Source organism: Neobacillus niacini NBRC 15566, from assembly GCF_001591505.1.
GTDB classification, from domain to species: Bacteria; Bacillota; Bacilli; order Bacillales; family Cytobacillaceae; genus Neobacillus; species Neobacillus niacini.
This window is the reverse complement of the sequence record NZ_BCVA01000018.1, coordinates 44057-62936: the sequence shown is the minus strand read 5'-3', so window position 1 is coordinate 62936 and position 18880 is coordinate 44057. Positions and strand designations below refer to the sequence as shown.

General features: G+C 39.7%; 18 protein-coding genes. 6 read left to right on the top strand and 12 right to left on the bottom strand.

Annotated features, from left to right (window positions below; all coding sequences use genetic code 11):
* Positions 1 to 352: 352 nt before the first annotated feature.
* On the bottom strand, positions 353 to 1591 hold the full coding sequence (locus BANA01_RS14780) for an MFS transporter (RefSeq protein ID WP_063253641.1): 1239 nt from the start codon (positions 1589 to 1591) through the stop codon (positions 353 to 355).
* 143 nt (positions 1592 to 1734) lie between these two features.
* On the opposite strand from BANA01_RS14780, the gene BANA01_RS14775 reads away from it, so the two are divergent.
* The gene (locus BANA01_RS14775) at positions 1735 to 2448 is read left to right on the top strand and encodes an MBL fold metallo-hydrolase (RefSeq protein ID WP_063253640.1); all 714 of its coding nucleotides are present in this window, start codon (positions 1735 to 1737) and stop codon (positions 2446 to 2448) included.
* Positions 2449 to 2492: 44 nt separating this feature from the next.
* On the opposite strand, the gene BANA01_RS14770 is transcribed toward BANA01_RS14775, so the two are convergent.
* From BANA01_RS14770 to BANA01_RS14740, 7 genes are all read right to left on the bottom strand, one after another.
* Complete coding sequence (locus BANA01_RS14770) at positions 2493 to 3212, bottom strand: class II aldolase/adducin family protein (RefSeq protein WP_063253639.1); 720 nt, start codon at positions 3210 to 3212, stop codon at positions 2493 to 2495.
* Positions 3213 to 3922: 710 nt separating this feature from the next.
* Positions 3923 to 4987: an S-methyl-5-thioribose-1-phosphate isomerase gene (gene mtnA, locus BANA01_RS14765; RefSeq protein WP_063253638.1), complete on the bottom strand. Its 1065-nt coding sequence runs from the start codon at positions 4985 to 4987 to the stop codon at positions 3923 to 3925.
* A 4-nt stretch (positions 4988 to 4991) separates the two neighbouring features.
* Positions 4992 to 6224, bottom strand: coding sequence for an S-methyl-5-thioribose kinase (gene mtnK, locus BANA01_RS14760; RefSeq protein WP_063253637.1), 1233 nt, complete (start codon positions 6222 to 6224; stop codon positions 4992 to 4994).
* A gap of 15 nt (positions 6225 to 6239) precedes the next feature.
* A complete protein-coding gene (locus BANA01_RS14755; protein ID WP_235847153.1) occupies positions 6240 to 7244 on the bottom strand; it encodes an ABC transporter permease in 1005 nt (334 codons plus the stop codon).
* A 1-nt stretch (position 7245) separates the two neighbouring features.
* On the bottom strand, positions 7246 to 8748 hold the full coding sequence (locus tag BANA01_RS14750; protein ID WP_063253635.1) for a sugar ABC transporter ATP-binding protein: 1503 nt from the start codon (positions 8746 to 8748) through the stop codon (positions 7246 to 7248).
* 167 nt (positions 8749 to 8915) lie between these two features.
* The gene (locus BANA01_RS14745; RefSeq protein WP_063253634.1) at positions 8916 to 9908 is read right to left on the bottom strand and encodes a Gfo/Idh/MocA family protein; all 993 of its coding nucleotides are present in this window, start codon (positions 9906 to 9908) and stop codon (positions 8916 to 8918) included.
* A gap of 21 nt (positions 9909 to 9929) precedes the next feature.
* Complete coding sequence (locus BANA01_RS14740; protein ID WP_063253633.1) at positions 9930 to 11372, bottom strand: PstS family phosphate ABC transporter substrate-binding protein; 1443 nt, start codon at positions 11370 to 11372, stop codon at positions 9930 to 9932.
* Between the two features lie 307 nt (positions 11373 to 11679).
* Between BANA01_RS14740 and BANA01_RS14735 the strand changes: the two genes are divergently transcribed.
* A complete protein-coding gene (locus tag BANA01_RS14735; protein ID WP_063253632.1) occupies positions 11680 to 12687 on the top strand; it encodes a GNAT family N-acetyltransferase in 1008 nt (335 codons plus the stop codon).
* Between the two features lie 37 nt (positions 12688 to 12724).
* On the opposite strand, the gene BANA01_RS30615 is transcribed toward BANA01_RS14735, so the two are convergent.
* Positions 12725 to 12859 (bottom strand): hypothetical protein, encoded by a 135-nt coding sequence (locus BANA01_RS30615; protein ID WP_268875090.1) that lies wholly within the window; start codon positions 12857 to 12859, stop codon positions 12725 to 12727.
* A 311-nt stretch (positions 12860 to 13170) separates the two neighbouring features.
* Positions 13171 to 13350 (bottom strand): hypothetical protein, encoded by a 180-nt coding sequence (locus tag BANA01_RS14730; protein WP_063253631.1) that lies wholly within the window; start codon positions 13348 to 13350, stop codon positions 13171 to 13173.
* Between the two features lie 150 nt (positions 13351 to 13500).
* On the opposite strand from BANA01_RS14730, the gene BANA01_RS14725 reads away from it, so the two are divergent.
* Positions 13501 to 14385, top strand: a complete 885-nt coding sequence (locus tag BANA01_RS14725) for an SDR family oxidoreductase (RefSeq protein WP_063253642.1) — start codon at positions 13501 to 13503, stop codon at positions 14383 to 14385.
* Between the two features lie 205 nt (positions 14386 to 14590).
* Positions 14591 to 15298, top strand: coding sequence for a DNA alkylation repair protein (locus tag BANA01_RS14720; protein WP_063253630.1), 708 nt, complete (start codon positions 14591 to 14593; stop codon positions 15296 to 15298).
* Positions 15299 to 15364: 66 nt separating this feature from the next.
* On the opposite strand, the gene brnQ is transcribed toward BANA01_RS14720, so the two are convergent.
* The gene (gene brnQ / locus BANA01_RS14715; RefSeq protein ID WP_063253629.1) at positions 15365 to 16693 is read right to left on the bottom strand and encodes a branched-chain amino acid transport system II carrier protein; all 1329 of its coding nucleotides are present in this window, start codon (positions 16691 to 16693) and stop codon (positions 15365 to 15367) included.
* 237 nt (positions 16694 to 16930) lie between these two features.
* On the bottom strand, positions 16931 to 18163 hold the full coding sequence (locus BANA01_RS14710) for a Zn-dependent hydrolase (protein WP_063253628.1): 1233 nt from the start codon (positions 18161 to 18163) through the stop codon (positions 16931 to 16933).
* A gap of 228 nt (positions 18164 to 18391) precedes the next feature.
* Between BANA01_RS14710 and BANA01_RS14705 the strand changes: the two genes are divergently transcribed.
* Together BANA01_RS14705 and BANA01_RS29150 are read left to right on the top strand one after the other, a co-directional pair.
* Positions 18392 to 18634: a hypothetical protein gene (locus tag BANA01_RS14705; RefSeq protein WP_034674802.1), complete on the top strand. Its 243-nt coding sequence runs from the start codon at positions 18392 to 18394 to the stop codon at positions 18632 to 18634.
* Between the two features lie 27 nt (positions 18635 to 18661).
* Positions 18662 to 18823, top strand: a complete 162-nt coding sequence (locus BANA01_RS29150; protein WP_082799537.1) for a DUF3934 domain-containing protein — start codon at positions 18662 to 18664, stop codon at positions 18821 to 18823.
* Positions 18824 to 18880 lie beyond the last annotated feature (57 nt).

Here is an 18880-nt window from a genome sequence, read left to right as displayed (position 1 = left end):
ACTAATCTTACTTCTATCCACAAGGATTTGTCCTCAATCCGGGGGATTGGGGACTAATCTTACTTCCTATCCACAGGATTTGTCCTCAATCCTGGTTCTTGAGGACTAATCTTACTTCTATCCACAAGGATTTGTCCTCAATCGGGATTCTTAAGGACTAATCTTACTTCCTATCCACAGGGATTGTCCGCAATCCAGGGGATTGGGGACTAACCTTACCTTCTATCCACAATGATTTGTCCTCAATCCGAGCGCTTTAAGCCACACCCAAATTAGAAAGAACGCTAGCATTATCACGGTTATAAAAAATAATGGCTGCCGGGAATATCCTCGACAGCCTGTGGGTGAAATCTCACCCTCTCATACTCGTTTTTCTCATAATATTTTTATATAGAAATAGGACAGGTATTAAGATAAACGCACTAACCATGACAGCAATTTTAATTGTAGTGTTTGAAGCAATCACGCCAATCACAGGACCACCGCCAATTTGACCAATTGCATCTACTTGGCCTTTAACTGAAAAAAAGGTAGCACGTGTAGAAGAATCAGGGATGATTTTATTCAGCCCAACACTTTCTAATGGGTACATAATGCTTCTTGAAATTTGGATGATGAAATAGAAAACCAACAAACCAACAGCGGCTGTAGTAAAAGCAAAACCAATTAATGCACCAATGATTAGAATGCTCCCTATAAAGAGGGCAACGTAAATATGCTTAAGCTGCTGGTGGATAGAACTATTATCAATAAAATGAAGTGCTGCAAATGTTAAGAGAACAACAATAAATTGAACCCCTCCCATCAATAAAACTAACTGACTTTCTGATAGATGGGATAGACCCGACTGCTCAATAAAGTGGGGAAGCCACAAGCGGTCAAAGCCCTCGCTATATAAGCCAAAAAATAATGCAATTAGAAATAGGACTCTCATCAGATAATTAACTCTAGAAAAATAAAGAATTTGACTCATATTTTCCTTAATATTCTTCCAAACCGATACACTCTCCACTTTTTCAGCAGGTTTAAAATTTTCTTCCTTCATAAAGAAAACTAAAAGGATGGATAGCACGACCAGCCCAATACCGCCTAAAACGATCGGCAGGTTCAGCAGATAATACCCTGCCAGCATACTTAATGGAATGGCAAGAACTTTTCCAAGATTACCTGCCTTGGCACCTTTGACAAATGCTGAAGAAGCGCGTTCTTCCCCTATCTCATCGGCAATCCAGGCTTGATGAGAACCACTTGTAAAGGTATAACCGATTCCCCAAATGATTTGAGATAGAATGACTGCCGCAAAAACCGGAAATATTCCCTCTATCATAAACCCGATTCCAATTAAGAAAAAGCCAATAACGACAGATAGCTTTCTGCTTTTTAAATCAGAGAGAATTCCTGTAGGGATTTCAAATAGGAAAACAGTTGCCTCCAACACCGTCCCCACTAAAACCAACTGCAATGGATTAAGCTGAACGGTTTCTACTTGATACAACAAGTTGACGGTAAATACAAACGTAAAAAACAATTGCGAAAAGAAACAGGTGTAAATATAAACCTGATACGGATCTTTTTTCTTTAATAAACTCATCTTCTTTCCCCCTCACCTAAATCATAAAACAGGAGCCAGCTCATTTCTTTTCCTAAATTGCGATTCTCTCCTTGAATTTGTTCAACTATTCCAAATTTTATATACTTACTATGTAAAGATTTTATTATCAAGGGGGTAAGTTATTGGAATATCTATTTGAAAACGTAAAAGAAAATATATATGTATTAGCCATTTGGGATTCTAAATGGAATTCTTATAATAACTGTTATTTTATTGTACAAGAAGATGGAATCACATTAATTGATTCTTGCAAAGAGGAGCATTCTGCTTATTTAGTTCAAGCTCTAAAACAATTGGGTAAAACACCAGATGCCATTACGCTAGTTTTAGCCACACATGGTCATGAAGATCATGTACAAGGTACAGCTCTTTTTAAAAATGCTAAGAAATTTATACATCAACAAGAACGCAGCCTTATCGAGTACCCAAAACCTGATGAGTTCCTTTTTGAGTTATCAGATCGCGGAGTCATTCAGGAGTTTGACTACATTTGGGTTGGCCACCATACTCCAGGCTCGCTAGCTTTCTACCATAAGCCCTCAAGAGTTCTTTTTACAGGTGATTTCCTCTGCTTTTTTGGCGACCCGCTTTCAAAGGATGGGTTAGTCTCAGCAGGAAACGATCTTAGACATGAATGGCTGGAATTTTTACGCAATGGAGGTGTTGTGAAAGACGAGCTGAATGCTTTTCTTCAAGGACTAACAGCTATGAATGCATTTGAAGTGGATGTTATGTGTACCGGGCACGGTGGAGTTCTGGTTGGGGATATTGAATCTTTTATCTCTGAATTGCTACATGCAGGTAAGCAATTACAGGAAATTCATGTAGATAAGTAAGTGAAAGCAGCATAAGACATATCGTTTTACGCTGCTTCTTTTTCTTATTTATTCTCTTCTTCAGCTTTCCTATCCTCTTCACTTATCGGTACGCCGCCAGCTTTTATCCCCATCGATTCTCGTATCTTTATCAAGTCAGCAATTTGCGCGTTATTTAATTCATTTGCCTTTTTTAAAATATAGGTAGAGTGCATAAGAATGTTCGCATAATGCTCAAGAGATTCCATTCGGAAGTAAGCTTCCATCAGGTCTCTTCCCCATGTAAGTGCCCCATGGTTGGCCAAAAGGACAGCATTGTGTGTGTTGCAATAAGGAGCAATGGAATCCGGCACTTCTTGTGTTCCCGGTAAAGCATACGGGGCAACAGGTACATTCCCTAACAACACAATAGCCTCTGGTAAAACTGGTTTATCAAGGGGAGTTCCAGCTATTGCAAAGGATGTTGCAATCGGAGGATGCGCATGAACGACTGCATTGACTTCTGGGTTTTCATTGTAAACTCTTAGGTGCATTTTGACTTCGGATGAAGGTTTTAAATCTCCGGCAAGGACTTTACCTGAAAGGTCCATTTTCACCATCATGTCAGGAGTCATATAGCCTTTGCTTACTCCAGTTGGTGTTGTCCAAATTTCATTAGGACCCACTTTTACGGAGATATTTCCGTCATTTGCTGCTACATAATTTCGATTATAAACCCGTCTTCCGATTTCACAGATCATTTCTTTTGCTTGATGATCAGAATCGTACTTTTTGTTATCCTGCATAAGTTAAGGCTCCTTTTTTGCAACCAGATCTACTTATTTTTTATCCATACCAATAATCTTATTTTATGGATGTTCTGTCAATTTGTTGTTTAACTTTAGTTTATAGGCGTTATGAAGGACTAATCTTAAGATTCCTTATGGAGATTTGTCCTTCATAGCCAGGATGAAAAACAAATCAGAAAATTCCTCATGGAGATTTGTCCTTCATAGCCAGGATGAAAGACTAATCATAAGATTCCTCATGGAGATTTGTCCTTCATAGCCAGGATGAAGGACTAATCAGAAGATTCCTTATGGAGATTTGTCCTTTGTAGCCATGATGAAAGACAAATCAGAAGCTTCCCCATGGAGATTTGTCCTTCATAGGCAGGATGAAGGACTAATCAGAAGATTCCTCATGGAGATTAGTCCTTCATAGCCAGGATGAAGGACTAATCAGAAGATTCCTCATGGAGATTTGTCCTTCATAGCCGTGATGAAGGACAAATCATAAGATTCCTCATGGAGATTTGTCCTTTATAGCCAGGATGAAAGACGAATCAGAAGCTTCCCCATTAGGATTAGTCCTTCATAGGCGTTATGAAAGACGAATCTTTAGATTGCCCATCGAGATTCGTCCTTCATAAGGAATACCGCGCCATCAGGCTATATCCATACCTACATGAACAAAAGAAAAAGCTGAGTCCAAATAAGACTCAGCTGTTCCAGCACTATTTTTTAAACATTTTCGGAAGGCTTTCGGTATATGGCGCATAAGCAATCCCATTTTCCGTAACAATCCCAGTGATTAGCGAATGGTCAGTTACATCAAAGGCTGGATTATAGGTTTGAACCCCATCCGGTGCCATCGGTTTCTCATACCATTTACTTGTAATTTCCTCAGAAGGGCGCAATTCGATGTGAATATCGTCTCCTGTTTGACACTCTAAATCAATCGTAGATAACGGTGCACAAACATAAAATGGAATATTGTAGTGTTTTGCAAGTATCGCAACACCAGATGTGCCAATTTTATTTGCCGCATCACCATTTACAGCTACACGGTCACAGCCAACAAGAACAGCCTGAATTTTGCCTTCCTTCATAACGATCGACGCCATGTTATCACAAATTAACGTCACATCTACTCCAGCTTGCTGCAGCTCCCATGCTGTTAAGCGAGCTCCTTGGAGTAATGGTCTCGTTTCATCTGCGTAGACTTTGAAGTTATAGCCTCTTTCCTGCCCTAAATACATTGGAGCTAATGCTGTACCATATTTGGCTGTTGCGATGGTTCCAGCATTACAATGCGTGAGTAATCCCCAGCCAGGCTCCAACAAGGACAACGCATGCTCTCCAATCGCTTCACAGATTTTTTCATCCTCTGCACGAATGTTTTCAGATTCCTCTTTCAGTGCCGCCTTCACTTCTGCCACACTTTTCCCTGCTTCCTGCTTAAACCGATCTTCCATCCGATTTAATGCCCAGAACAGGTTAACAGCTGTTGGCCGTGAAGTAGCTAAGTAATCCTTCACCTTCGTAAAGTCTGCAAAAAGAGCTTCATAGGTTTCTGCTGTCGACTTCTTCGCTCCTAAATAGGCTCCATATGCAGCAGCAATTCCGATAGCAGGTGCCCCACGGACCTTTAACTGATAAATTGCATCCCATATATCTTCCATTTCCTTTAATTCTAGGAAGTTCGTTTCGTTTGGTAAAACGGTTTGATCTAATAATACTAATGTATCATTCTCATCATCTAGTCTTACCGATTGTATGACGGTAACTGGATTTTGCATAGATTTAAGCCCCTTTCACAGATGTAAGTTCAGCAGTTTGAATCACATTGATAAAATCTGCCCCAGTTTTAATCGTTTCGCGATTTAATATGAATGTCTTTCCAGCGGTTAAACAAATTTTCTCTGCCCGGATCCTAGCTTCACGATCCTCAATGGAAGTGATATCCTTCACCTTCGCAAGCCCGATAATTCTTCGTAGTAGTTCGAGTCCCGCCACAGCTGCAGTATCTCTTAAAATACTATCCAAATAATATTCCTTAAATCCTTCATAGCTTGCTGCCCGGTCTTTTGCATTTTCGTCCCAAGCTTTGTTGAATTTATCTGTAAATAAATTTACAACATCCTTAATCGTAGTGACAAGATGATTTAAATAATCATCTCTTGTTTCCTCGTCTTCAATCGTAAACTTCCCGTTTGCATAAGCAAAAATAAGATTGGCAATCACATTCCCAATATCATAGCCGGCAGGTCCATAAAACGCGAATTCAGGGTCAATGACCTTGGTAGAATCTTCTTTTATAAAAATAGATCCAGTATGGAGATCACCATGAAGCAGCGATTGAGCATTTGTCAAAAACTCAAATTTTAATTTCGCGCTTTCCAGTACTAATTTTTTATCATTCCAAATGTTCTCTTTTACAAATTCCATTGAACCCTCAAACACCTCATTACGAGGGCAGTTATAAAAAGGTTCTGTGTAAACCAAATCTTCTGTTATTTCACAAAGCTCTGGGTTAATGAATTGCTTCACGAGTTCCTTCTTTTCCTTATGTTCTACCACCACATCCGATGTGAGTAATAAAGTATTCACTAGAAAAGTAGAAATATGGTCAGCAAAAAGCGGAAACTTCTTATGCTTTAATAAAGCCGTTCTCATAATCTCATGATCGGATAAATCATCCATCACCGTGCAGTTCATAATTGGATCATATTTGTATACCTTTGGTACAAATCCTGGTGCTAGTTTGTATTGGAGTCCAAGTATTTCATATTCAATCCGGTTCCGGTCTGGTGAGAGTTTGAATTCATCCGAGATTCGTGCCACCGGTCCTGCTTGTTTAATAATGATAGATTGATTGTTTTTACCATCTACTATTTTAAAAACATAGTTTAAGTTACCATCGCCAATTTCTTTACAGGTCAATTCTGCTTCTTTTGGAAAAAGATTGATTGCTTTTGCATATTCAATCGCGTCTGCTTCCGTCATCGTGAAATATTCAACTGTAAAATCTTTCATACTGAACCCCTCCAATTATTTCTTTTTATAGTAAGTTAACGCAAGTGCGAGAGCCAGCACCGTTCCCTTCACAATATCCATTGCGTAATAAGGAACAGACATCATGACGAGACCATTTTGAAGAATTCCAATTAACACCGCTCCAACGAAGGTACCAAAGGCATTTGGTTTGCCGGCACCTAATACTGATGACCCAATAAACGCAGCAGCTACTGCGTCCATTAAATAAGGTGCACCGGAATTAATTTCCGCTGTCATAACTCGTGAAGCTAGGACAATTCCACCTATGGCCGCAAATGTTGCCGACATAAGATAGGCAGCTATTTTATATTTATTAACGGGAATACCAGATAATCTTGCTGCTTCTTTGTTTCCGCCAATCACGTACATATAACGTCCATGTTTCGTATAATTCAGGAAAATATGCACGAGCAGAACCGCCGCAATCATGATAATAATAATCCAAGGGACTTGCCCTATTTTTGAAAAGACTTCCGGAATTGTACCTGTAGAGAATGATCCATCCGGCATAATCATATTTTGGGAAACCGTAGCCCCTTTTGTATAAGTTAAAGCAATCCCTTGTATGATAAACATTGTTGCCAAAGTCATTAGCATATCAGGAATTCTAACTTTCACAATCATAAAAGAGTTAAACGCACCTACAACAAGTGCAGCCCCAATCGCTGCTAATAGTGCCACGAAGATGTTTTGCGAAAACCATACAAACATGGAAATGACGACTGCATTGGTTAATGAGACGGTTGAACCAACGGATAAATCAAAGCCGTCCACCGATAAGGATATGGTAATCCCGATTGCAATGATCGTGACGATCGATATGGACCTTAGAATATTAACAATGTTCCCGCCATCCAAAAAAGCAGGACTCGTAATCGAAAAAATGACAATTAGCGCTAAGATTGTTATTATCGTACCGTATTTGTATAAAAAATCAAATAATTCAAATCCCTTTTTTGAGGGCTTTTTTTGCTGAACTTCTGGGTTCGCAGTGCTCACTCTATTTACCCCCTGTTGAATAAAATAATAATTCTTCTTCATTTGTTGATTTGGTATCCAGCTCTTTAGCCACTTGTCCATCATAAACCACATATACACGGTCAGTAATTCCTAAAATTTCTGAGAATTCACACGATGCGTAAATGATCGATTTGCCGCGTTTCGCTAACTGTGAAATGAGTTCAAATATATCTTTTTTCGCACCAACATCAACACCCTTGGTTGGTTCGTCAAAAATATAAACTTCTGCATCGGCAATCAGCCATTTACCAATCGCTACTTTTTGTTGATTGCCGCCAGATAGATTTTGTACCCTCGTTTCTTGAGAAGGTGTTTTGATCCCCAGACTGCCAATCATCTGACTTGAAACTTCCTTTTCTCTCTTGAAGTCTAGGAAGCTCAAAACTTTTGCAAACTTTCCTAAGCTTGCAGCAGTAAGATTGGCCGCGACACTCTCCTGTACCAGAATACCTTCCTTTCTTCTCTCCTCTGGTACCAGTGCCAAACCTTTTTTAACCGCTTGACTGGGATCCTTTATTTTCGCCGTTGTACCTTTTATTTTTATTTCACCTGCAGTAACTTTCGAAGCACCGAATAATGCCTTACAAAGCTCCGATTTTCCTGCACCTACCAATCCGGCAATTCCAACAATTTCCCCTGCATTCACATGCATAGTAAAATCCTTAATCATCCCTGTATCATAAAGTCCGTTTACCTCTAAGATATGATCTCCGATTTCCCCATGGTATTTTGGGAATTGTTCTTCTAGTTTTTCCCCGAGCATATACTCTACAACTCTGTTTTGGGAGGTTTCAGCAATCTTCTCTTTACAAACGAATTCACCATTTTTCATTACCGTGATATCGGCGCAAACCTCAAATAACTCTGGAAGACGATGTGAAATAAAAATAATTCCGACATTTCTGCTTTTTAAATCTCTGACAATCCTGAACAGTTCCTTGGTTTCTGAGTGACTTAATGGTGCTGTCGGCTCATCCAAAATGAGAAATTTACATTGCTTAACCAATGATCGTGCGATAATGACCATTTGCTTTTCAGCTAACGTTAGTTCACTTACTAATGTCTTTGATGAAATCTTTACATGAATGCTTTCTAATATGTCCGTTGCCTTTTCGTGTATATGCTTCCAGCTAACGAATTGTTTTTTTCCCATATCATTTACGGTTTCATTTAGCATGATGTTTTCGCCAACCGACAAATACGGGATTAATGCTGTGTCGACTTCTTGATAAACAATTTGAATACCAAGCTCTTGCGCCTCCTTAGGCGAGCGAATAGTAACCTTTTTTCCATCCAAATATATTTCACCAGTATAATGATGATAGGCACCTGAGAGAACCTTCATTAACGTTGATTTACCAGCCCCATTCGCACCGATAAGAGCATGAGTACTACCTGTCTCTGTCGAAAAGGATACGTCATTTAACGCTTTTACACCCGGAAATTCAATCGAAATATTTTTCATTTCTAATAATGTTGTCATGCTCAGTCCCCCCCTTTCGTTAAATCTTTCGAAAATTCAGCCTCTCCCTATCATACTATTTCTCGCTAAAGTGGTAAAACTCTATGTTTATATTGGAAATTAATACTAGAAACAAAACAAAATCAGCATATTCCCTGGAACTGCTAAGGGATTCTGCTGATTTTTTATTATACTAATTTAATAATTTTTCCTGAATGGATAGATTCATAACATGCCTCAATGACACGCATATTTTGGATGGCATTTTCCCCTGTATAAGAAGGTACACCATCCTCCAAAATCACCTGTGAGATATGCTCAACTTCTTCTCGGTAGATATCAGCAACGATTCTTTCTTCCCTTGTTCCAGTTTCGGTTTGAACGATAATAAGTCCTTCTCCCTCATGATTATCTGGACGGAAAGCTCTCGGAACTTTTATTTGACCGGCAGTTCCAATCACCTCATACTCTGCCCTAAATGCCATATCAAAGCTGCAATCAAAATGAGCATGAACACCATTTTCCATCTGCATATAGCCGAAAGCGGATGTATCTACTCGATAATCTGGATCCATATTGGCATGAACGTGGACTTCTACCGGCTCAGCACCTGTGATATTCCGAATGGCATGAATGGCGTAACAGCCAACATCATAAAGACTTCCTCCACCCTTTTCCGGATCCGTTTTGATATTTCCTTCCCATTGGGCAAGTGAAAAGGAAAAGCTGGCCCGCATGAATTTCACTTCACCAATCTCTCCGCTTTTGATGATTTCTCTCACCCGTTCATGCTGGGGATGAAATTGGTACATAAAAGCTTCCATAAATTTAACATTTTTCTCCCGGCAGTACTCCACCATTTCTTTTGTTTCGTCAGCCGTTAAGGAAGCTGGTTTTTCACATAAAACGTGCTTTCCGTGATTGGCCGCTTCAAGCGTCCACTTTTTATGTAGATGGTTTGGCAGCGGGATATAGACTGCATCTATCTCTGGATCTTGAAGCATATCTTCATAACTGGTGTATGACTTTTCGATATTAAATTGAGCAGCTATTTCTTCCGCTTTACCACTGCCTGAGGCAATTCCTGCAACAACAGCATTTTGCGCTCGTTCAAACGCCGGGATTAATGATTTTTGCGCTATTTTTGCCGTACTTAAAATTCCCCATCTTACCTTTTTCATCGTTTATTCCACCCTCAACCTTCAGTTTTTAATATAACCAATTTTATCGATGATCTCTTGACCTTGCGCACCTTGCATCCACTCCAAAAAGGGGCCAATGGTCGGCTTGGTGTTATTCTTTAATGTTATCGCATAAAGGTTTGCAGTGAAAGGATATTTTCCGCTTGCGATATTCTCAGGTGTTGGCTCGACTCCATCTATTGCAAGTAGTTTAATATTTGCATGGTCTCTCATGCCCGTAGCAAAAAAGCGGAAAGAGAATCCGATTGAATTATCGTAATTCCGGTAATCAGCAACCTGTTCGATAATCCCTCCCATTCCTTCTGGAACATCTTCCTTCAAAGGTTCCATGATTGGCGTATCACTCATAATCTTTTCGAGCAGCGTTTGACTTCCGGAATTTTCAGGTCTTTGAAAAGCAATGATCCGCTCGTTCTTTCCACCAAGTTCTAACCAACTTTTTATTTTTCCGGAATAAATGCTTTGGATCTCGGAGACATCTAAACTATCAACTTTATTTTTCGGATTGACAAAAAAGACAAATGCCTCCTTGCCAATGGGCGTCATGACTAATTCCTTCCCTTGCCTTTTAGCCATTTCCTGCTGCTCTTTTGATGGTTCTGCACCAAAGTATATGTCCACCACACCAGACAATAGCCTCTCATAGGCATAAATGGTATTTGTGAAGGAGACAATCTCTGATACGTTCGTGACATTACTGATGTTTTCGTAGACATTGTTAGCAAATGCGGAATAGACAGGAAATGCTGCTTCTGCACCATCTAATACAGGCATATCGCTAGGCTTTTTAATCTTAAAAGTAGATGGAGATTCTAGTTTAGGCAGGATATTTCCTGGATTTGTCACTTCATAAGGAGTTAAATCGGTAGAAGAATAGCCTCCGCCATACTCAAAACCATAGGACGGCAAAACTGTTTTACTCCTTTGCCACTGAACAGCCGACCCCGTACCCATCGCCACGACGAAAACTGTTAATAGAGTCAATGTCTGCTTCTTATTAAAAGCGGGGCGAGCCCTCTTTACCAAAAATGATGTGAAAATAGAAAATACAAATGCTAATTCATAGGCTAAAGGTGCCCATAGAAATAATCTTCCCTCGCCCATTAGTATTGTCATAAAAAAAATTGGTGCCATAGCTATATGAAAAATACCATAAACTAACCATGAATCTGCTCCATAAAACCCACTGTTTATAAGCATGAAAATGGCCCAGAGTACTGCAGTATAAGCTAGCGGAAACAAGAATAGAAGGCTCCGCCCTTTTTTATCATCTGTTTTGTGCAGTGTTCTACTTGCGATACCGCCAGCAGTAAGTCCACCGATGACCACTGTTAGAATAGTAGTCAACAAGAAGTTATTTGCTTGAATAAAAATGGTGATAAATGAAAGAACGAGTGGAACTACACCAAAATACAAAATCAGTGGAAGTATATTTTTTTTCATGGAATGCCCCCTCCTAAAAATCTCTTGTATGTATTTAGTGTAATTTTACACTTTATTCTATTATTTTACAACACTTCCGTTAAATGGAAACTGCGTAGTCAGATTGAACAGGGACAGAGGGGGTTCCCTTGCGCTTGTCCGAATGAGGACGTACAAAAAAGGGTCCCATTCAACTCTTCGAATGGGTAAAATAAATATTTTATTTTTATCAGAGGGACTGCCATATCCAGCTTTTGTAAAAAAGGAGGATTTATTTAAGAAAGATAGAATACTAAATTTCTAATCCTAAATTTGGAGGAAGAGCTGAGTGGTATCTAATAATCATATATCTACAAAAATTAAGCTTCGTGATCTTCAGTTACCGGAAGACTATAAACATATAGCCCAACTGTTTAACTCCATTCAACCTGGTTCTGCAACTGTTGAAGCTCTTGAGGAAGAGGATCGCCATATTCCTCAAACATCTACACTCACATTAAACGAGAATGGCCTGCTATCAGGTTTTGGGAGAATAAGAGTGTTAGCAGAAAACACAGCTGGTCAGGTCATAGGCTTTGGTTCCTCATGGAGGGCTCCATGGAGTGATCCAGGTGAACTTGCGAGTACTTTTTGCGTTCATCCAGACTATCAAAGACAAGGCGTCGGAGGATTGATTCTTTCTCATCTCGAAGATTGGGCTGCCAGTCATAAAGCTTCCGTCTTACTTTCTGAAGTAAAGGATTGGATTCCAGGCTCCCTTCCCTTTGCACAAAAGCATGGTTTTTTACTGGATGCTCATATTTTTGAGTTAAGGTTAGACGTGAATACACTAGACGTATCCAAACTTTCAGACACTGTACATAAATTACAAAACTCCGGTATTACCTTTATTACCTTAGCTGATATAGCGGGTGAGGTGTCAGAACAGAAATTGTATGACTTATATGTAGAAACATCAAAAGACAACCCAGGGCAATCCGGAAACCTTCCTGCCTTTCCAGAGTGGCGGAAGGATGCACTCCCAGAAAATTATTCGAAAGAAAAATGGGTATTTATTGCTCTCGACGGTGATCGATTTATTGGCGTTTCCACTCTATTTAGTACGGAAGAAACGGGAGTTATGTATACGGATTATACTGGGGTGAGCCAACACTTTCGCGGACGTGGAATTGCCAAAGCGCTTAAACTTCTGTCCATTCAAGAAGCCATAAGTGAAGGAGCTCATACGATGACAACGGAAACGGAAGCGGGAAATGAGGCCATGCAAAAGCTTAATAGAGGTTTAGGCTATGTACCTGGTAAAGGTCATTACCGTATTTGCAAACCATTATTATAGGAGGATATTTATCGCAAAAAAAAAACGATTCTCAACATTATTTTTGAGAGTCGTCTCTAAACAAACTTACCATGTACTCTAAATCATTTTTAGTCCATTGTTTTTGAGCAAATGCTGCCACAGCAATGTATTTTCCATAAGTATCCATGAAACTTTCGATTGCTTTTTTCATATTATTACCACCTTTGTAAGATTTATATCTTCATTATCGTACATAAGGGTCATCTAAAACAAAGCGATAGAAAACGGAAATATTTGCCATAAAAGCGACAACAAATTATATGTAAGCGTGTTTCATGCAGCTTTTTCTTATCTTTTCACTGTTTTTCATTTTTTGCATTTTGGATAATTTCTCCGTACAGCTGACAGTAATTCAGGGAAGAAGAGCTATCTATTTTACAAGAAATAGCACTACTTGATTAAGCAGTGCTATTTCATATGCGTTTGGTGATAATTTACGTTTTATAATTGGTAAAGGGATTTTTAAATGACAGGGTAAAAAGGTTCATACCTAGGATTCGTATAATACGGCGGCCTTGGACCTATTTTCGGCATTCTCCAAGGATTTGGATTGGAGTTATAGAAGATTTCCTCTTTTTCAATCGAGTGATTGATTAACAACAGCTTTACTTCGGTGTTTAACCTATAATAGTACAAGCTCATTTCCTCCTCAGAGTTTTTCCTACACTTTATTCAATTCTCTCAGTATGGTGAAAGACCATGCACAAGTTTCGCCCAATTGTCATACAGTAAAGCCAAAATGGTTTTTCTAGGAGGTTTACCGTGTCACCACAAGATAATCAAAAATATCCTATGTATCCCCATTACGGCAAGATAACCCGGTACGAAGATATTCCTCTTACTGTTCCGGAACAGCGTCAGCTTCGCCAGCCAGGAGTAGAAAAATTAATGGTTCCAAGACCGATTATTGAAAATCCAAATGAGAAAGGCAGCGGAAAACTTGTAGGGAAAGCTGCACTTATAACTGGCGGCGACAGCGGAATCGGTGCAGCCGTAGCAATTGCTTTTGCCAAAGAAGGCGCAGATGTTGCCATTTCTTATTTGGATGAGCATGAAGATGCCAATCGAACAAAGACGCGTGTCGAAGAACTTGGACAACGGTGTCTTTTGCTGCCTGGCGATGTAAGAGAAAAACGGCAATGTATGGATATCGTGGAACAAACGGTCCAAACCTTCGGACACCTTGAAATTCTCTGCAACCATGTCGGGATTCAGTTTCAACAATTAAGCTTACTGGACATTACCGATGAGCAGTTTGATGAAACCTTTAAAGTTAATGTTTACTCCCACTTTTACACAACCAGAGCTGCGCTTCCCCACTTAAAGGCAGGGAGTTCCATTATTAACACAGCCTCAGTAGTCGCATATTACGGGAATGATCAATTGATTGATTACTCTGCAACAAAAGCTGCTAACGTTGGTTTCACCCGGGCATTGGCTAACAACTTAGTTGATAAGGGTATTAGAGTAAATGCTGTGGCACCCGGCAGGGTATGGACTCCGCTCATTCCATCCAGCTTCTCTGCAGACCAAGTTCCGCTTGCGGATAACCCGATGCAGCGTCAAGGTCAGCCCTTTGAACTCGCCCCTGCCTATGTTTATCTAGCGTCAGATGATTCTCGCTTTATGACCGGTCAAACCATTCATGTTAACGGCGGACAAATTATGTCATCATAACGCCAAATGTAATAGTTCATGACTCGTAGAATCACCATTTCATGTAATCTACGCTTTCTTGGTAGAGTGTTTTAGCTGCTATGCAGCTTTTTTTATTATAACCTTTAGGATGCCTGAATCCATTTCGTGAATTTATGAAGTTGGAATTGCTATAACGAGGGTTTACAATGTAATGAGTAGGATTTTTATAAAGGAAGTGAAAATAATGGATTTCACTACGGTTATGCAGGAACTAGAAACACTCGGTAAAGAACGAATCAAAAAAACGTACATAAGTAATGGTGCACATGAGCCGCTTTTTGGTGTCGCTACCGGCGCAATGAAGCCTCTTGCGAAAAAGATTAAGAAAAATCAGCCTTTAGCTGAGGAGCTTTACGCCACTGGGAACTATGACGCCATGTATTTTGCCGGTATTATTGCGGACCCGCTGGCAATGACTGAGCAGGATTTTGAGCGTTGGATAGATGGGGCGTATTTTTATATGCTTTCGGACTATGTAGTTGCCGTAACGTTGTCTGAGACCACTATTGCCCAAGCTGTTGCCGATAAATGGATCACAAGCGGTGAAGAACTTAAAATGTCAGCAGGATGGAGCTGTTACTGCTGGCTTTTGGGTAATCGCCCTGACACCGAATTTAGCTCCAATAAACTAGCTGGTATGCTTGATCAGGTAGAAAAAACGATTCACGATTCTCCTGATCGAACGAAATCCGCTATGAATAATTTTATGTACACCGTTGGAATTTCCTATTTGCCGCTCCATGAAAAGGCGGTTGAAACCGCTAAGGCTGTTGGTCCAGTCGAAATCAGGCGGGACAAGAAAAAAAGCAGCACTCTGCTTGCGTCTGAGAACATTCAAAAGGAATTAGATAGAGGCAGGTTAGGTTTCAAACGCAAGTATGTTAGGTGTTAGGAAACTCTAAACACGAAAAAAGGATAGTAGAGCAGTTTCTTATCATGCTCATCTATCCTTTTTGTCTTATTTGGATGAAGCTGCCCAATTAAACAGCTTTGCATATTGAAAAAACAACCCTAACAGACCGCCCACGATACTTGGGAAAAGCCATCCTAATCCATTTGTGTATAGCGGAATGAAGTTAAGAGCTGTCGTAATGGATGCTACTTCAATACCAGCAGTTGTTAAGCCATCATAGATACTAACAATACCTGCTCCAATGATCGCCCCTATATAAACAGCCCTCCACACCGGTATATAGGAATGTAATAAAGATAATAAAATCAGAACAATCGCAATCGGATAAATACTAATGAGGAGTGGGATGGAAAAAGCAATTAATTGACTTAATCCTAGATTCGCCATTGTAAAACTAAATAAACAAAGAATGGTTACAACCACAGGATAGGAAAGTCTAGGAAATCGTTGACTTAGATACTCACCACATGCTGCAACCAGACCTACAGAAGTAGTTAAACAGGCTCCGGTAATAACCAGTGCAAGAATGATGGACCCGAATGGTCCAAATAAAAGGGAAGTGACAGATGAAAGAATTTCTCCGCCATTTTCCTGCATTCCAATCCCCTCAACGCTTGTCGCACCAATAAAAGATAATGAAATATAGACAAATGATAACCCAATTCCTGCAATAATCCCAGATTTAATCGTATAAGAACGAATAACAGATGCTGTTTTAATTCCCATTTCCTGCACGCGGTTAATGACAACAACGCCAAAAACTAGAGCAGCAATTGCGTCCATCGTTAAATACCCTTCGACAAAGCCGCCAAAAAACGCTCCGTCTCTGTATTTTCCTGCCGCCTCACCCACAGAACCAATAGGAGAAGCAAATCCTCTGATTGAGATTACTACGATTAATAGCAACAGTACTGGAGTAAGAACCTTTCCTACACGATCTACTAACTTTGCAGGATTCAGTGCAAGCCAATAGGTGATAAGGAAAAATACAAATGTTGAAACAAATAACCCCATGCTGCTCTCGTTTGGCAGGAATGGAGCAACACCGATCTCATATGTTACCGTTCCGGTACGCGGTATTCCAAAAAGTGGTCCAATCGTTAAATAAATAATAACCGGAAAGACCTTAGCGAATGTGGGATGTACTCGATTGGATAAGTCATTTAAATCCCCGCCTGATCTTGCGATGGTGAAGACAGCCAATAGCGGCAGGCCAACACCCGTAACTAAAAAGCCAATAATAGCTGATAAAAGGGATTCACCTGCTTGCTGACCTAGTAATGGCGGAAAAATAATATTTCCAGCGCCTAAAAATAAGGCGAACATAAAAAAGCCCAAGGCGATGATTTCTTTTAATGGTAATTTCCTTTCCATGTGAAGCTCCAATCTATCGAATAATTTTGTACAGTTGATGATTTCAGAAAAATAAAGAGTTAATGAGTTAGGGGGTATCGTATTAACTATATTAATATACAAAATATCAGGATAAACTGCAAAGAATTTTTAAAATAGTTGTTCAATTTCTTATTGGAAGTTCTTCCATAAAAAAACCAGTATTCAAATTAAGGTAAATAAGAGCAGACACCTGGCAATTTCACCAGGTGTCTGCTCTTATTTCGATAATAACGCTAATACGGTATCTAAAAGTACATTAACCCCTTTTTCACAATCTTCCCATGAGGTAAGTTCTTCTTCACAATGACTTTTCCCATTAAAACTTGGAACAAAAAGCATGGCAGAGGGTACAAGGCTGGCAATAAATTGTGCATCGTGTCCTGCACCGCTGACCATTCTTATGTGGGTGTATCCCAGAGACTTTGTTGATTTTTCTAATTGAGTAACGACTTCTGTATCAAACCAAACTGTATCGCGCTCCCATAATTTCGTTGTTTTTACCTCGCAGCCTTCATTTAAGCCTCGTTTTGGGAGTTCTTCAACAAATTCTTTAAATGTTGTGACAATCTTAGGATTTTTGTGCCTTGCTTCTAAGGAAAATACAACCTTATTCGGAATGACGGTATGAATACTCGGATATACGTTTACCCTGCCGATGGTAAAAACTAATTCCTCATCTAATGTCCCTAATACGCTGCGAATATCATTAATAAGATTGTTAGCAGCAAACAAAGCATCTTTTCTCATACTCATCGGTGTAGTTCCGGCGTGGTCAGATTCACCTGTTATTTCAATATCATAGCACGCCATTCCAACCACGCATTCGACAACGCCAATGGACTGTGCTTCTTTTTCAAGAATAGGACCTTGTTCAATATGCAATTCTAAGAATGCAGTCCCCTCTTTTAACCGATTCTTTACATCCCCTTCATACCCGATCGATTTAAGTGCTTCGCCAAACGTAATTCCCGTGGAATCCTTCTTTTTTACCATCATATTCTTATCAAATTTGCCGGAAAGCACTCCAGACGCCATCATAGAAGGCTCAAATCTTGCACCCTCTTCATTCGTAAAATTAACAAGTGTAATCGGGATTTGCGGTTTGATATTATTTTCTACCAGTGTTCGGACAACTTCTAAACCAGCTAACACTCCTAGCACTCCGTCAAATCTGCCGCCTTTTTTAACCGAATCCAAGTGGGAGCCTATCAGTATGGGCGGCTTATTCTCTGTACCTTCGAGAGTGGCATACATACAGCCCATGTCATCAACCTTAACGGTTAAACCTAATTCCTCACAGCATGACCGAAAAAAATCTCTGGCCAACCGATCCTCATCTGATAGTGCCAGCCGGGTTACACCATTATTCTCAGTCTGGCCAAAGCGCGCAAATCGTTCAAGCTCATTCTTTAATCTTTCCCCATTAATTAAAAGCTTTTGCCGCTGCATGCATATCTCTCCTTTTAAATGATGGTTGGGTAGTCAGGGAGCCTTGTATTATATTTATGTGAATATTTCGTTAATATTAATTATCTAATGTCTGTTATGATACAAAATATCGACTAATTTCATTTCGTTTGTTACGTAGGAATTTCCTGCAGATAAATGTTTATATTTTTCGCTTTTGGTATAACCTATGTTCGAATATAGACTAGAAGTAAATATGGGGGTATGGTAATGTCAGAGTTAGAACCTTTAGAGTACCAAACAGGAGCACCTATACTGGATTACGATATTATTGATATTAAGAACACGGCCAATGGGTTTTTGGTCCTGCTCGATATTAATTTAGACAGCGGTTATTCATTATCAGGAACAACTCTGGAAATTACTCATGAGGATTTACAAGGTTATGATACAAATGAGATTGAAGAGGGTATTAAATATGCATTGGGTTTTTTTAATAAAGAAATCCAATAATCTTTTCAATTATGATGGAGTGGTAATATGCCAAAGGCAAAGGCAAAAAGTGGAGTAGGCAGAGGGACAGGAAAAAAGGGCTGGAATCGTTGGCAAGCGGGTGCGAAAAAAGCAAAAAGTGCGAAGCCTTATGTCAGCAAAGGAACTAAACGAGCGGCGTCTGAACAGGAATCAGATAAAACCGACTGATGTCGTTCAAGCATTTAATCAAACGTTTGATTAGTTTACCAACCGATTCAATCAAAC